The sequence below is a fragment of the Streptomyces sp. NPDC054975 genome (assembly GCF_053609105.1).
This window is the reverse complement of sequence record NZ_JBSGWV010000012.1, coordinates 78,228-92,540: the sequence shown is the minus strand read 5'-3', so window position 1 is coordinate 92,540 and position 14,313 is coordinate 78,228. Positions and strand designations below refer to the sequence as shown.

Annotated in this window: 12 protein-coding genes; 5 read left to right on the top strand and 7 right to left on the bottom strand. The window is 73.0% G+C overall.

Features of this window, described 5'->3' with window-relative positions:
- Nucleotides 1–78: 78 nt before the first annotated feature.
- The 5 genes from ACWF79_RS14835 to ACWF79_RS14815 all read right to left on the bottom strand — a co-directional run bounded on the left by ACWF79_RS14835 (nucleotide 79) and on the right by ACWF79_RS14815 (nucleotide 8,095).
- Nucleotides 79–840, bottom strand: a complete 762-nt coding sequence (locus ACWF79_RS14835) for an ABC transporter ATP-binding protein (RefSeq protein ID WP_453728490.1) — start codon at nucleotides 838–840, stop codon at nucleotides 79–81.
- Entirely contained in the window at nucleotides 837–3,623 is a 2,787-nt protein-coding gene (locus tag ACWF79_RS14830; RefSeq protein WP_453728489.1) for an ABC transporter permease subunit, read from the bottom strand. The genes ACWF79_RS14835 and ACWF79_RS14830 overlap by 4 nt, the downstream gene beginning before the upstream one ends.
- Before the next feature lie 13 nt (nucleotides 3,624–3,636).
- Entirely contained in the window at nucleotides 3,637–4,884 is a 1,248-nt protein-coding gene (locus ACWF79_RS14825; protein WP_453728488.1) for an ABC transporter substrate-binding protein, read from the bottom strand.
- A gap of 110 nt (nucleotides 4,885–4,994) precedes the next feature.
- Entirely contained in the window at nucleotides 4,995–6,824 is a 1,830-nt protein-coding gene (locus tag ACWF79_RS14820) for an AMP-dependent synthetase/ligase (protein WP_453728487.1), read from the bottom strand.
- A 395-nt stretch (nucleotides 6,825–7,219) separates the two neighbouring features.
- Complete coding sequence (locus ACWF79_RS14815; RefSeq protein WP_453728538.1) at nucleotides 7,220–8,095, bottom strand: LysR substrate-binding domain-containing protein; 876 nt, start codon at nucleotides 8,093–8,095, stop codon at nucleotides 7,220–7,222.
- A 108-nt stretch (nucleotides 8,096–8,203) separates the two neighbouring features.
- Here ACWF79_RS14815 and ACWF79_RS14810 point away from each other — a divergent pair, with 108 nt between their 5' ends.
- From ACWF79_RS14810 to ACWF79_RS14795, 4 genes are all read left to right on the top strand, one after another.
- Nucleotides 8,204–9,229: a bile acid:sodium symporter family protein gene (locus tag ACWF79_RS14810; protein WP_453728486.1), complete on the top strand. Its 1,026-nt coding sequence runs from the start codon at nucleotides 8,204–8,206 to the stop codon at nucleotides 9,227–9,229.
- Nucleotides 9,230–9,322: 93 nt separating this feature from the next.
- Nucleotides 9,323–9,844 (top strand): isochorismatase family protein, encoded by a 522-nt coding sequence (locus tag ACWF79_RS14805; protein ID WP_453728485.1) that lies wholly within the window; start codon nucleotides 9,323–9,325, stop codon nucleotides 9,842–9,844.
- Entirely contained in the window at nucleotides 9,841–10,251 is a 411-nt protein-coding gene (locus ACWF79_RS14800; RefSeq protein ID WP_453728484.1) for a (2Fe-2S) ferredoxin domain-containing protein, read from the top strand. The genes ACWF79_RS14805 and ACWF79_RS14800 overlap by 4 nt, the downstream gene beginning before the upstream one ends.
- Before the next feature lie 156 nt (nucleotides 10,252–10,407).
- On the top strand, nucleotides 10,408–11,898 hold the full coding sequence (locus tag ACWF79_RS14795) for a SulP family inorganic anion transporter (protein WP_453728537.1): 1,491 nt from the start codon (nucleotides 10,408–10,410) through the stop codon (nucleotides 11,896–11,898).
- Between the two features lie 57 nt (nucleotides 11,899–11,955).
- Here the strand turns inward: ACWF79_RS14795 and ACWF79_RS14790 are convergent, their stop codons facing one another.
- Nucleotides 11,956–12,291: an ArsR/SmtB family transcription factor gene (locus ACWF79_RS14790; protein ID WP_453728483.1), complete on the bottom strand. Its 336-nt coding sequence runs from the start codon at nucleotides 12,289–12,291 to the stop codon at nucleotides 11,956–11,958.
- Nucleotides 12,292–12,401: 110 nt separating this feature from the next.
- Between ACWF79_RS14790 and ACWF79_RS14785 the strand changes: the two genes are divergently transcribed.
- On the top strand, nucleotides 12,402–13,379 hold the full coding sequence (locus tag ACWF79_RS14785; RefSeq protein WP_453728482.1) for a quinone oxidoreductase family protein: 978 nt from the start codon (nucleotides 12,402–12,404) through the stop codon (nucleotides 13,377–13,379).
- A gap of 84 nt (nucleotides 13,380–13,463) precedes the next feature.
- Here the strand turns inward: ACWF79_RS14785 and fdhD are convergent, their stop codons facing one another.
- Nucleotides 13,464–14,312 (bottom strand): formate dehydrogenase accessory sulfurtransferase FdhD, encoded by an 849-nt coding sequence (gene fdhD / locus ACWF79_RS14780; RefSeq protein WP_453728481.1) that lies wholly within the window; start codon nucleotides 14,310–14,312, stop codon nucleotides 13,464–13,466.
- Between the last annotated feature and the right edge of the window lies 1 nt (nucleotide 14,313).

Genomic DNA, 14,313 nt, shown 5'->3' with positions numbered 1-14,313 from the left:
TTGTTGTCCGTGCTCACGTGCGGTCGATCCTTACGTTCGGGGGGTGTACTCCCTACGGCAACGTACGCGCCGGTGATCTCATTCCCGCTGTCCGGGAGCGGGCTCGGGCGTGGACGGCGTGCCGAGGTACGCCTCCCGTACCGCCGGGTCGGCCCGTACCTCTGCGGCGGTTCCCTCGGCCAGGACCCGGCCGAGGTCGAGTACGACGACCCGCGAGCACAGCTCCATCACGAACGCCACGTCGTGCTCGACGAGCAGCACCGCGCAGTTCTCCTCGTCGGCCATGTGGCGGATGACGGCGGTCAGTTGACGGCGCTCCTCGGCGGTCGTCCCGGACGCGGGCTCGTCGAGCAGCAGGACACGGGGCGGGTCGGCGAGGGCCCGGGCGAGCTCGACCATGCGGGCCTGCCCGACGGGCAGCGCGCCCGCGTACGCACCGGCGAGCGCGTCGAGCCCGCACTCGTGGAGCACGGCGGCCGCCCGCTCCCGGCGGTGTGCGCCCCGGCGCGGCCCGCCCCGCCAGTCCTGGGCCACGACCAGGTTGTCGGCCACCGTCAACTGCCCGAAGAGCTGCTGGCGTTGGAAGGTCCGGCGGATGCCGTGGCGGGCCCGCCAGACGGGGGAGCGGTGGGTGATGTCCGCCCCCGCGTACACGATGCCGCCCGCGTCCGGACGGCGGATCCCCGACAGGACGTCGAAGAGCGTCGTCTTGCCCGCGCCGTTGGGCCCGATGAGGCCGCAGACCTCGCCCGGACGGACGTCGAGGGTCACGTCGCGCAGGGCGTGGACGCCGCCGAAGCGGACGTCGATCCCGTGCGCGTGGAGCAGGGCGGCGGTCATCGGCGGGCTCCCGTCCCCAGGTAGGCCTCGGCGAGCCGGTCGGGGTCCACCTCGGACCTCGGACCCGACCAGGCGGTCTCGCCCTGGGCGAGGTACGCGACGGTGTCGGCGAGGGCGAGGACCTCGGCGGCCTTCTCCTCGACCAGGAGCAGCGCGGTCCCCTGCGCCCTGAGCTCGGTGAGGAGGCCGAAGACCTCGTCCACGACCCGGGGCGCGAGACCGAGGGAGGGCTCGTCGGCGACGAGGACCTCCGGCGGGTGCTGGAGGAGCGGGGCGAGGGCCAGCAGCTGCTGCTCCCCGCCCGACAGGGACCCGGCGTGGACGGTGCGGCGGGCGGCGAGCACCGGGAAGCGGGCGTAGACGGCGTCCCGGTCCTCGGCCGCCGGCAGGTGCAGGGCCAGGTTCTCCTCGATGGAGAGCCCCGCGAAGATCCCCCGCCCCTCGGGCGCGAGCCGCACTCCGCGCCGCGCCCGTGCGACCGCCGTGTCCCCGGTGGCGTCCTGGCCCCCTACCCGTACCAGCCCCTCGGTGGGCCGCAGCAGACCGGCGGCCACGCGGCACAGGGTGGACTTCCCCGCCCCGTTGGGACCGAGCAGCACGAGCACCTCACCCGCGCGCACCGACAGGTCCACCGCGTGCAACACGGCCGCGCCGCCGTACCCGGCGTGAACGCCGAGCAGTTCGAGCGCGGGCGCCGCCTGCCGCGGCCCGCCGCCCGACCGCTCGGCCGCGCCGGTCTCGCTCCGCGCCGCGAAGCCGCCGCCCTTCCTGGGCCGGGGTGCCTGGCGGGCCGGGGGGCCTGCCGCCGGTTCCGGGAAGGGGCGGCGGGTGGGAACAGCCCCCGGCGCGGGCTCCCGCCCCGCCCGCCCCGCCGTCCCCGCGGCCCGCGCCGCCCGCCGCGACGGCAAGGCCGCGCAGTACCCGTCCGGGTCGTTCGCCAGGGCGAGGCCCGCGAGGCCGAAGAGGATCACCGGCAGGTGCGCGGACTCCGTCACGTACGTCGCCATCAGATGCGGGACCACCGCGAAGACCAGACCGGCCACCACCGCGAACTGCGGGCGCCGTACGCCCGCCGCGACCACCACGGCCAGCCACACCAGACCCGTCATCGCCGTGTAGTCCGTCGCAGTGATCCGTGTGCTGTACGAGGCCAGCAGTACGCCCCCGAAACCGGCGAGCCCCGCCGACACCGTGAAGAGCAGCAGCTTCGTCCGGACGACCGACACACCCGAGGCGGCGGCGGCTTCCGGCGCCGAACGCACCGCCAGGATCGCCCGGCCCCAGCGGGAGCCGCGCAGCCAGGTCAGCAGCGCCACGACCGCCGCGCAGAGCAGGACGAGGGCGAGCCCGAGCGCCCGGTCGTCGCCCAGATCCACCGGACCGACGACCGGCCGGGGGATCTCCCAGCCGGTGTCGCCGTTGCGCAGCCGGCCCAGCTGGAACAGCACCTGGTCCGCGAGGAAGGCGAGGGCCAGCGTGGCGAGCGCCAGCGACCGCCCGCCGAGCCGGAGCGCGGGCAGAGCCACCACCGCGCCGAGCGCCGCGGCCGCGGCCGTGCCCACCGCCGCCGCCACGACGAACGGCAGGCCGTGGCTCATCAGAAGGCCCGCGACCAGCGCGGCGCCGGTCACGAACGTCGCCTGGGCCAGCGACACCATCGCCCCGAGGCCGGTGACCACCGTGAAGGACATGAACACGAGCCCGATGGCGAGCCCCTGGGCCAGGATCCCGCTCCAGAACGGCGTGGTGACGGTGTAGAACGCCGTACCGAGCAGCACCCCCGCCACGACCCAGGGCCCCCACCGGCGGCCCCGGCCCTTCCCCGCCAGATAGTCGACCGGCGGCGGGTCCGCCGCCGCCGTACCCGCCGCGCGCCGCCGCTGCGCGAGCACGACGAGACCGGCGAAGAGGATGAGGAAGGGCACGGCGGTACGGAAACCGGTGAGGTCGTCGGCGAACGAGGAGTACCCGGCGACCAGGTTCTGCACCACCCCGAGGCCGAGCCCGCCCGCGAACGCGAGGGGCACGGAGACGAAGCGCCCCAGCACCGCCGCCGTCGCCGAGACGAACAGGAACAGGGTGTAGTCGTGGGCCGAGAGCCCGAGGAGCGGGGTCGCGAGGACCCCGGCGAGCCCCGCGAGGCCCGAGGAGAGCATCCAGGCGATCGAGGAAAGCCGGTCCGCGCTGATACCGCGCAGCTCCGTCAGCGAGCGGTTGTCGACAGCGGCGCGCAGCAGCAGCCCGAGCCGGGTGCGCCGCATGAGCACCCAGAGCCCGGCCGCCGCGAGCGCCGTCGCGACCCACGTGATGAGCTGGTCGGAGTCGATACCGACGCCGTCGAGCGGCTGCCAGGACACCGCCGGACTCGGCCCGACCCCCGGCAGCCCGAACTGGTTCTCGGCGGGCAGGACCGGCGCCCCGGCCCGTTCGAGGAGCTCGACCGCCCACAGCCCGGCCGCCGGCAGGGCGACGAGCAGACCGATCGTCGCCACGATCTGCGCGGTCTCGCCGACGCCCGCCAGCTTCCGGAACATCAGCCGGTCGAGCCCCAGGCCGAGGCCCGGCGCGACCACGCACACCAGCAGCAGGGCGGTCGGCACGGCCGGCCAGCCGAAGCCGGAGTGGAGCTCGTAGAACGCCAACGCGCAGAGGTAGGCGGTGGCGCCGTGCGCGAAGTTGAAGAGCCCGGAGGCGGAGTACGAGAGGACGAGCCCGGTCGCGAGCAGCGCGTACAGCGCGCCCGAGACCAGCCCGCTCAGGACGAAGCCCAGCAGGTCACCCACGCGAACGCGCCCCTCAGCCGAACGGGATCGGCGGGTAGCACGTGAACGGCACGGCCACCTCGTACCGCCCGTTCTTCAACTGGACCAGCGCCCCGCAGCCGAAGCTCTCCTTCTGCCCCTTGGGCTCGGCGCGGTCGCCCACCAGGGTGCCGGTGTCGGAGAACTGGGACGCGGCCTTCTGGAAGGACTCCACGGTGAGGTCCTTGCCCGCCTTCGCGGCGATGGAGAGGAAGAGGTCGGCGGACATGTAGCCCGTCAACATGTGCATGTTGAGGGGTATGTCCTTGCCGCCCGCAGCCCTCTTGATGTCCGCCTTGAACTGGCGCATCGCGGGGCTGTCCGACTCGAAGGGCTGGAACTGGAGCAGGACGTGCACGCCGTCCAGCGCCTGCTTCGTCGCGTCCTTGGCGAGCAGCCCGGGGTCGTAGTCCGTCGGGTCGGAGATCACGCCCCGGTAGCCGGAGCGCTTGAGCGCGGTGAACAGGCCGATGTTGTACGGCGTCTGCATCACGGACACCACGGCGTCCGGGGCGCGGCCGCCCGGGCCCGAGCGCAGGATCTCCTTGGTGTACGCCGACCAGTCGCTGGGCATCGAGGTCGCGGGCACCACGGCCTTGGCGTACGGGACCTGGAAGCCGGCCGCCTTGAAGCCCTGGGTGAAGGTACGGATGCCGAACTTGCCGGCGTCGTTGTCGCCCGCGATCAGCGCGACCGACTTGCCGCGTGCGCCGCCGAGAACGGCGGCGAGCCCCTCCGGCCACGTCTGGTTGAGGGTGCCGCCGGGGGTGGGGACGAGGCAGCCGTTGAAGCCGTAGATGTACTCAGGGCCGCAGAACGAGGGGAGCGTGCCCCAGCCCACGGTCGGAACCTTTTGGCCGTTGAGGAAGTCGGCTCCGGCGAAGGTGACCGAGCTCATGGGGGAGACGGCGAAGACCTTGTCCTGCTGGACGAGCTTGCGGGCCGCCGCGAGGTTCTTGGCCGGGTCCTGGCCGTCGTCCTCGGCGCCCAGGTACTCGATCGTCCGGCCGTTGACCCCGCCCTCGGTGTTGGCCCGGTCGTAGCGGGCCCGGGCGCCGAGGTCGGTGTCCTTCTTGGAGTAGCCGCTCGCGGTGGTCATGGAGACGATGCCGCCGACCTTGATCGTGTCCGCGGTGACTCCGCGTACCGAGGAGGTGGTCGTACCGCCGCTGGAGGCGGAGTTGCAGGCAGTGACGAGGAGCAGCGTGAACGTGGCGGCGATGGTGCGCAACGGTCGAGGCACGGGCGATCCCTCCGTCGGGTGACCGCATTCTGTGACCGTGCTGATGAACCGTCAATAACTGATGCAGCGTCAATTGATGACACGTCAGAAGGGTTTGGCAACCGCCCGGATCAGCCGTACAGCGCGTCGACCTCCGCCGCGTACGCCTGCTCGATCGCCTTCCGCTTCAGCTTCAGGGAGGGCGTGAGCAGCCCGTGCTCCTCGCTGAACGGATGGGCCAGTATGCGGAACGTCCGGATGGACTCCGCCTGCGAGACGAGGGTGTTGGCGGCGACCACGGCCCGCCGGATCTCCGTCTCCAGGCTCGGGTCGCGCACCAGCTCGGCAGGCGGCAGCGGCGCGCGGCCCTGCATCGCCAGCCAGTGCTCCACCGCCTCCTGATCCATCGTCACCAGGGCGGCGATGTAAGGACGGTCGTTGCCCACGACGATGCACTGGGCGATCAGCGGATGCGCCCGCACCCGCTCCTCCAGACCCGCCGGCGAGACGCTCTTGCCGCCGGAGGTCACCAGAATCTCCTTCTTCCGCCCGGTGATCGTCAGATAGCCGTCCTCGTCGAGCGCCCCCAGGTCGCCGGTCGCGAGCCAGCCGTCGTTGAGGACGGCGGCGGTCGCCTGCGGGTTGTTGAGGTACCCCGAGAAGATCTGGCCGCCGTACAGCCACACCTCCCCGTCCTCGGCGATGTGCACCGTCGTCCCCGGAATCGGCTGCCCGACCGTCCCGTACCTGACCCGCTCGGGCGGATTGGCGGTGGCGGCCGCCGAGGACTCCGTCAGGCCGTACCCCTCGAAGATGGTCACCCCGGCGCCCTCGAAGAAGAGCCCGAGGCGCCGGTCCATGCCCGAGCCGCCCGACATCGCGTGCCGGACCCGCCCGCCCATGGCCTCGCGGACCTTCCCGTACACGACCTTCTCGAAGAACTGGTGCTGCATCCGCAGCGCCGCCGAGGGGCCCGGGCCGATCCCGAAGGCCTTGTGCTCCGCCGCCTCCGCGTACTTGACGGCCACGTCGACCGCCTTGTCGAAAGGCCCCAGCCTGCCCTCGCTCTCCGCCCGGCGACGGGCGGCGTGGAAGACCTTCTCGAAGACGTACGGCACGGCCAGGATGAACGTGGGCCGGAAGGCCGCCAGGTCCGGCAGGAGCGCGGACGCCTGCAGGACGGGCTGGTGGCCCAGCTTCACCCCGCTCAGGATCGCCGCCACCTCCACCATCCGCCCGAAGACATGGGCGAGCGGCAGGAAGAGCAGCGTCGAGGCCTCGTCTCCCGGCTTGGAGTGGAAGACCGGCTCCCAGCGCCCGGTGAGCATGTCCGTCTCGAACATGAAGTTGGAGTGGGTGAGGACACAGCCCTTGGGGCGGCCCGTGGTCCCCGAGGTGTAGATGATCGTCGCCACGGACTCGGGCGTCACCGCGCGCCGGTGCCGCTGCACGACGTCGTCGTCGATCTCCCTGCCCGCCGCCGTCAGCTCGGCGACCGCGCCGGCGCCCGCGTCCAGCTGCCACAGCCGCTGGAGCCTGGGCAGCCGGTCGACCACCGAACCGATCGTCATCGCGTGGTCCTCGGACTCCACCACGCAGGCGGTGACCTCGGCGTCGTGCAGCATCCAGTAGACCTGCTCGGCGGAGGAGGTCGGATAGATCGGCACCGGCTGGGCGCCGAGCGTCCACAGCGCGAAGTCGAACAGGGTCCACTCGTAACGGGTCCTGGCCATGATGGCGACCCGGTCGCCGAACCGTACGCCGTGCGCGATCAGCCCCTTGGCGAGCGCGAGCACCTCGTCCCGGAACTGCGCCGACGTCACGTCACGCCACTGCCCGGTGGCGTCCTTGCGGCCGAGCGCGACGTGGTCGGGCGTCTGCTCGGCACGGTCGAACACGGCGTCCGCCAGACCGCCGACCTGAGGCGCCGCCTCGATGGGCGGCACGGTGAACTCGCGCAAAGACCTGCTCCTCGAACGCTCGCTGTCGCGCTCTGTACGGCGCGGGTGACGGTACCCCACCCGACTGGCGGGCGGGAGGGCCTTCACCAAGCCGGTGCATCGGTTGTTGTCACAGGTCAGGGGAGGGTGAGGGGGTAAGTGGCGGGCCGCCGGGAGCGGTTACTGACCGCTGAGTAAGTAGGGCGGGCCGCAATCTCCACCGAATCTGTACCGGCCGCTCACGTTCCCGCGACCCGGCGGACGGTTGTCGGCGACGGGCGACGGGCGACGGGCGACGGGCGACGGGCGACGGGCGACGGGCGACGGGCGACGGGCGACGGGCGACGGGCGACGGGCGGCGGGCGACGCGCGGCGGGCGACGCGCGGCGGGTGGGGGTGAGGGGGGCGACCGGCGATCAGCCGGGTCGGTGCAGTCGGACCCCGCCCGCCAGGATCGCGGCGGCCAGCGCGTCGGCCGCCTCCTGCGCCGCCCCACGCCGCCGTCCCGTGCGCAGCACGAAGTCGACGTCGCCCAGGTCCGGCAGCCCCGCCCGGGCGGCCACCTCCGTCAGGCCGGGCGGAACGAGCCCCCGCGTGTGCGCCATCACGCCCAGCCCGGCGCGCGCCGCCGCGATGTTGGCGCTCAGGCTGCTGCTCGTGCACGCGATCCGCCACGCGCGGCCCTGTGCCTCCAGGGCTTCGAGCGCCCGCGCCCGCGTGATGCCGGGCGGCGGGAAGACGATCAGCGGCACGGGGCGGTCCGGGTCGAGCCGTAGCCGCGGCGCCCCGATCCAGATCAGCGTGTCCCGCCAGACCAGCTCGCCCCCGCTCTCCTCGGCGCGCCGCTTCGCCAGGATCAGGTCGAGCCGCCCCGCCTCCAGCCGGGCGTTGAGCGTCCCGGACAGCTCCACGGTCAGCTCCAGGTCCACCTCGGGGTGCTCGCGCCGGAACGACTCCAGGATCTCGGGCAGCCGGGTCACCACGAAGTCCTCCGAGGCGCCGAACCGCAGCCGTCCGCGCAGCCGCGTTCCGGTGAAGAAGGCGGCGGCCCGCTCATGGGCGTGCAGGATCGTCCGGGCGAAGCCGAGCATCGCCTCGCCGTCCTCCGTCAACTCCACGCTGTGGGTGTCCCGGGTGAACAACGGACGCCCGGTGGCGTCCTCAAGGCGCCGCACATGCTGGCTCACCGTCGACTGGCGGACGCCGAGCCGGTGGGCGGCCCGCGTGAAACTCAAGGTCTCGGCGACCGTGAGAAAAGTGCGGAGCTGGGCCGGGTCGTACACACGGGCCAGGCTATCGCGTTCCGTGATGACAGTCAGAGCGCTGTACGGGATTCCCGATCGCTGCCCCGAGGAGCAGGATGGGGAGGCACGATCTTTCGTCCGGAAGCAGTGGAGCACATGAGCCGCCGTACCACCCTCCTGCCGTCCTGGCTGCCGATCGACCCCTACATCCTGGCGATCCTCGGCACGGTCGGCCTGGCGGCCCTGCTGCCCGCGTCCGGCGGCGCGGCGACGGTCGCCGACGGCGCCTCGACGGCGGCCATCGCCCTGCTCTTCTTCCTCTACGGGGCCCGGCTCTCGACCCGAGAGGCGCTGGACGGCCTCCGGCACTGGCGGCTGCACCTCACCGTCCTCGCGGCCACCTTCGTCGCCTTCCCCCTCCTCGGACTCGCGGCGAAGGGACTGGTACCGGCCGTTCTCACGCCCCCGCTCCACAGCGGGCTGCTCTTCCTCTGCCTCGTGCCGTCCACCGTCCAGTCCTCGATCGCGTTCACCTCGATCGCCCGGGGCAACGTTCCGGCCGCGATCTGCGCGGGCTCCTTCTCCTCGCTCGCCGGGGTCGTGCTCACGCCGCTGCTCGCCGCGCTGCTGCTCGGCTCCACGGCGGGCGGCTTCTCCGCGGACTCCGTGACACAGATCGTGCTCCAGCTGCTCGTGCCGTTCGTGGCGGGGCAGCTGCTACGGCGCTGGGTCGGGGGGTTCGTCCTGCGGAACAAGAAGGTGCTGGGGTACGTCGACCGGGGCTCGATCCTGCTCGTCGTCTACACGGCCTTCAGCCACGGCATGGTCGCCGGCATCTGGCACCAGGTCACCCCGGCGCGACTCGGGCTGCTGCTCGCGGTCGAGGCGGTCCTGCTCGCCGTGATGCTGACGCTGACCTGGTTCGGCGCGCGGCGGCTGGGCTTCGGCCGGGAGGACCGGATCGCGATCCAGTTCGCGGGCTCGAAGAAGAGCCTGGCGGCCGGGCTTCCCATGGCGAGCGTGCTGTTCGGGCCGCAGGCCGCGCTCGCGGTCCTGCCGCTGATGCTCTTCCACCAGATGCAGCTGATGGTCTGCGCGGTGATCGCGAAGCGCCGCGCCCGGGACCCGGAGCCCGCAGCCGAGGTGCGGGCGGAGCCGGAGTTCGTGGCCACCCGGGGCTGAGCGCGGCCCGCGGGTCGAACGCGGCGCGCCCGCGGTGGCGGGATCACGCCCCGCCCCCGCCATGAAGATCAACGGGCCCGCTACCGTGCTCCCATGCCCGCACTCGATCCCGGCCGCAGCGCACTCGTCCTCGTCGACCTGATGGAACGCATCGTCGCGCTGCCCCTCGCTCCCCGCCCCGGAACCGACGTCGTCGCCGCCGCGACCCGGCTCGCCGAGACCTTCCGCGCCGCCGGCGCGCCCGTCGTCCACATCAGGGTCGAGCGGCCGAACGTCGAGAGCCAGCCGCCCGGCAGCGACCTCGTCGCCTCCCTCGTCCACCCGGGCGACCATGTCGTCGTCAAGCGGACCATCGGCGGCTTCCAGGACACCGGACTCCACGAGCTCCTCGCCGCGCACTCCGTCACCACGATCGTCCTCGGCGGCATCGCCACCAACCTCGGCGTCGAGTCCACCGCCCGCGCCGCCTGCGACCTCGGCTACGCACCGGTCTTCGCCGAGGACGCCATGACCGCGTTCACCGCCGACGAGCACCACGCCTCGGTGACCCTGGACTTCCCGCGCCTCGGCACCGTCGCCCCCGTCGACGCGATCACCCTGGACGGCCCCGAGTGACGCCCGTCCCGATACGGTACGGCGCCCGCCCCTGCTCGCTGGTCGTCTGCCGCGGCTGCTGCTGCGGCGACGCGGTCAAGAACCCGGGCGTCGACCATGCCGGCCAGCTCGCCCGGCTCCGGCAGGCGGCGGCGGAATCCGGCGGCCGGCTGGCCGTCCGTACCAGCGACTGCCTCGGCCCCTGCGCCCAGGCCAACATCGTCGTCGTCCAGCCCTCCACCGAGGGCCGCCGCCGGGGCGGGCGCGCCGCCTGGATCGGGTTCGCGACGGACGACGACTGCCTCGACGACATCCTGGCCTGGACGGCGGCGGGCGGCCCGGGCCTCGCCGAACCCCCGGCCACGCTTGCGCTCCAGATGATCGACCCGCCCGCCGAGACGGCCCGCACGGCCCGTCGCGGTCGCTGAGAGCGAGCGGGGCAGGACCCGCACCGTACGGAAGGCCGAACCTGTACGGAAGGGTGTGCGATCGGTGGCCGGTAGGGTTGTCGGGTCGTGAGAGCGGCGGTCGCCGCCTCACCCTTCCCGAGCACGACAGGTTCCCCTTCCTTGCCCTCTTCCGCCGTGTCCCCGGCCGCGTTCCTTCGCGGTCTGAAGCCCGACTGGCTGCGTGACCCGAAGGTCTGGCGCACCGAGATCCTGGCCGGTCTGGTCGTGGCCCTGGCGCTCGTCCCCGAGGCGATCTCGTTCTCGATCATCGCGGGCGTCGATCCCACGCTCGGTCTGTTCGCCTCCTTCACGATGGCCGTGACGCTCTCGATCGTCGGCGGGCGGCGGGCCATGATCTCGGCCGCGACCGGCGCGGTCGCGCTCGTGATCGCTCCCCTCAACCGGGAGCACGGCCTCGGGTACATGATCGCCGCCGTGATCCTCGCCGGTGTCTTCCAGATCGCGCTGGGCGCACTGGGGGTGGCGAGGCTGATGCGGTTCATCCCGCGCTCGGTGATGGTCGGCTTCGTGAACTCCCTGGCGATCCTGGTCTTCATGGCCCAGATCCGCGAGCTGCGCGACGTCCCCTGGGCCGTCTACCCGTTGGTCGCCGCAGGCCTGGCGCTCATGGTGTTCTTCCCGAGGATCACCACCGTCGTCCCGGCGCCCCTGGTCTCCATCGGCATCCTCGCCCTGATCACCGTGGCGGCGGGGATCGCGGTGCCGACCGTCGGTGACAAGGGCGCGCTGCCGTCCTCGCTGCCCGTGCCGGGCCTGCCCGACGTGCCGTTCACCCTCGACACGCTGACGACCATCGCTCCGTACGCCTTCGCGATGGCGCTGGTCGGGCTGATGGAGTCGCTGATGACCGCGAAGCTGGTCGACGAGATCACCGACACCCCGTCCAGCAAGACGCGCGAGTCCGTCGGCCAGGGCATCGCCAACGTCGTCACCGGCTTCCTCGGCGGCATGGGCGGCTGCGCGATGATCGGCCAGACGATGATCAACGTGAAGGTCTCCGGCGCCCGTACCCGCCTGTCCACGTTCCTGGCGGGAGCGTTCCTGATGGTGCTCTGCATCGCCTTCGGGCCGGTCGTCTCCGACATCCCCATGGCGGCCCTGGTCGCCGTCATGATCATGGTGTGCTTCGCGACCTTCGACTGGCATTCCGTCGCCCCGAAGACCCTGAAGCGGCTGCCGGCCGGGGAGATCGCCGTGATGGTGATCACCGTGGTGGCCGTGGTGGCCACCCACAACCTCGCCGTCGGTGTCGTCGTCGGCTCGGTCACCGCCATGGTGATCTTCGCCAGGCGCGTCGCCCACCTCGCCGAGGTCACCTCGGTCGTCGACACGGAGGGGAGGACCGTCGTCCACCGGGTCACCGGCGAACTCTTCTTCGCCTCCTCCAACGACATCGTCGGGCGGTTCGACTACGCGGGTGACCCGCAGAAGGTCGTCATCGACCTGTCCGACGCGCACATCTGGGACGCCTCCTCCGTCGCGGCACTCGACGCCATCGAGACGAAGTACGCCCAGCGCGGCAAGACCGTCGAGATCATCGGCCTCAACGACCCGAGCGCCGCGCTCCACGGCCGCCTCTCCGGCGAGCTCACGCCCGGCCCCTGACCGTGATCGGACGCGCGGCCTTCACCGCCGGTCGCGCCTGGGTCGCGTCCGGAACTCCTAGGTCGTGTCCGCGCGCAGGACCAGCTCGAGGAGGCCGGGGAAGCGGACGTCGAACTCCGTCCGGCGCAGCCGGTTGACCCGCCTGGGGCCCTCGTCGCGCTGCTCGACGAGGCCGGCGGCGCGCAGCACGGCGAAGTGGTGGCTGAGGGCCGGCTTCCCGACGGGCACGTCGAAGCTTCCGCAGGTCCGTGTCCACTCGAGCGATCCCGCCAACTCCCGTACAAGAGTGAGGCGGACGGGGTCCGCCAGGGCGGCCAGTGCGGTCAGGACCGGGACGTCGTCGGGGTGGGTGTGGTCCGGGGCGGCGCGGTGACCGGGGCTGCGCGAGGCCATGGCCCCTCCCTCCGTGAGACCGCGTCCGAGGCGGCTTGCCGAGTGTTCGATGAAAACCATACACTCCCGACTGTTCGCTTTTCATCGAACAGTCGACCCTGGAGTGTGGCATGCGCGCGATCGAGATCCAGCAGTACGGCGGCCCCGACGTCCTGCGGCCGGTGGAGACCGACGCGCCCGAGCCGGGACCCGGTCAGGTCGGCATCGACGTCGCCTACGCGGGCGTGAACTTCGCGGACCTCAAGGCGCGGGCGGAGGGCTACCGGGTGGCCGCCCTTCCCTTCCGCCCCGGCCTGGAGGTCTCCGGACGGGTCCGCGCCCTGGGCGCGGGTGTCGAAGGCCTGACCCTGGGACAGCAGGTGTGCGCCCTGACGGCCGGCGGCGGGTACGCGGAGGTGGCGGTCGCCGACGCCACGACCGTCTTCCCGCTCCCGGCCGGCGTCGACCTGCGGACGGCCGCCACCCTGCCCACGGTCCTGCCGACCGCCTACGCCCTCGTGCACACCGTCGGCCGTCTCCAGGCCGGCGAGAGCGTCCTCGTCCAGGGTGCGGCGGGCGGAATCGGCACGGTGGTGGGGCAGTTGGCGAAGGCGGCGGGCGCCGGCTCCCTGTACGGCGTGGTGTCGTCCGAGGCGAAGGCCGAGTACGCCCGCGCCCACGGCTACGACGAGGTCTTCGTCGGCGACTTCGAGAAGGCCGTACGGGAGGCCACCGCCGGACGCGGAGTCGACCTGGCCCTCGACCCGGTCGGCGGCGAGACCTTCCGCGCCGCCCTGGCCTCGCTCGCCGTCTACGGCCGCCTGGTCTCGTTCGGGAACGCGAGCTCGGCCGAGCCGTGGAGCGTGGGCCAGCCGGAGCTGTACCCGACCGGTGTGTCCGTCGCGGGCTTCTCCATCCTGAGCCTGGCGACGACCGCTCCCGCGGCCCTGCGCACCCTGGCCGAGCGGGCGTTCACGACGGTCGCCGACGGCACCGTCACCCTCCCCGTCACCGCCGAATTCGCCCTGGCGGACGCGGCGGAGGCCCACCGGCTGATGGGGACACGGACGAGCACGGGGAAGCTGCTCCTGGCCGTCTCCGGGCACTGACGTCAAGGAGGGGTGCGGGACCGGCCGGCGCAGGGGGCGCTCCCCGCCGGCCGATGGCCCGACCCGTGCGGCGGGCGCGGCCGGTCAGCCGTGCGAGGCCGCGGCCCCGAGGGCGATCCGGTGCTCGCCCGCGTACACGTTCATGTCCTGCCCGCGCAGGAAGCCGACCAGCGTGAGCCCCGTCTCGGCGGCCAGGTCCACCGCCAGCGAGGACGGCGCGGAGACCGAGGCGAGCACCGGGATGCCCGCCATCACCGCCTTCTGCGCCAGCTCGAACGAGGCCCGGCCCGAGACCAGCAGGACCGCCCGGGACAGCGGCAGCCGCCCGTCGCTCAGAGCGCGTCCGACGAGCTTGTCCACCGCGTTGTGCCGGCCCACGTCCTCCCGTACGTCGAGCAGCTCGCCGTCCTCCGAGAACAGCGCCGCCGCGTGCAGCCCCCCGGTCCGGTCGAAGACCCGCTGCGCGGCCCTCAGCCGGTCGGGGAGGCGGGCCAGGAGGTCGGGCGTCAGCCGGACCGGGGGAGTGTCGGCGATGGGGAAGCGGGCCGTGGTGCGGACCGCGTCCAGGCTGGCCTTGCCGCACAGCCCGCACGACGACGTCGTGTACACGTTCCGCTCCAGGGTGATGTCCGGGACGGGCACCCCGGGCGCCAGCTGGACGTCCACGACGTTGTACGTGTTGGTGCCGTCGTCCTTGGCGCCCGCGCAGTACACGATGTTCCGCACGTCCGACGCGGCGCCGAGGACCCCCTCGCTGACCAGGAACCCGGCCGCCAGCGCGAAGTCGTCGCCGGGCGTGCGCATCGTGATCGCGAGCGGCCGGCCGTTCAGCCGGATCTCCAGCGGCTCCTCGGCCACCAGCGTGTCCGGGCGCTCGTTGACGGCCGCGCCCCGGATCCGGATGACGCGCCGTCGCTCGGTGACCCGTCCCATG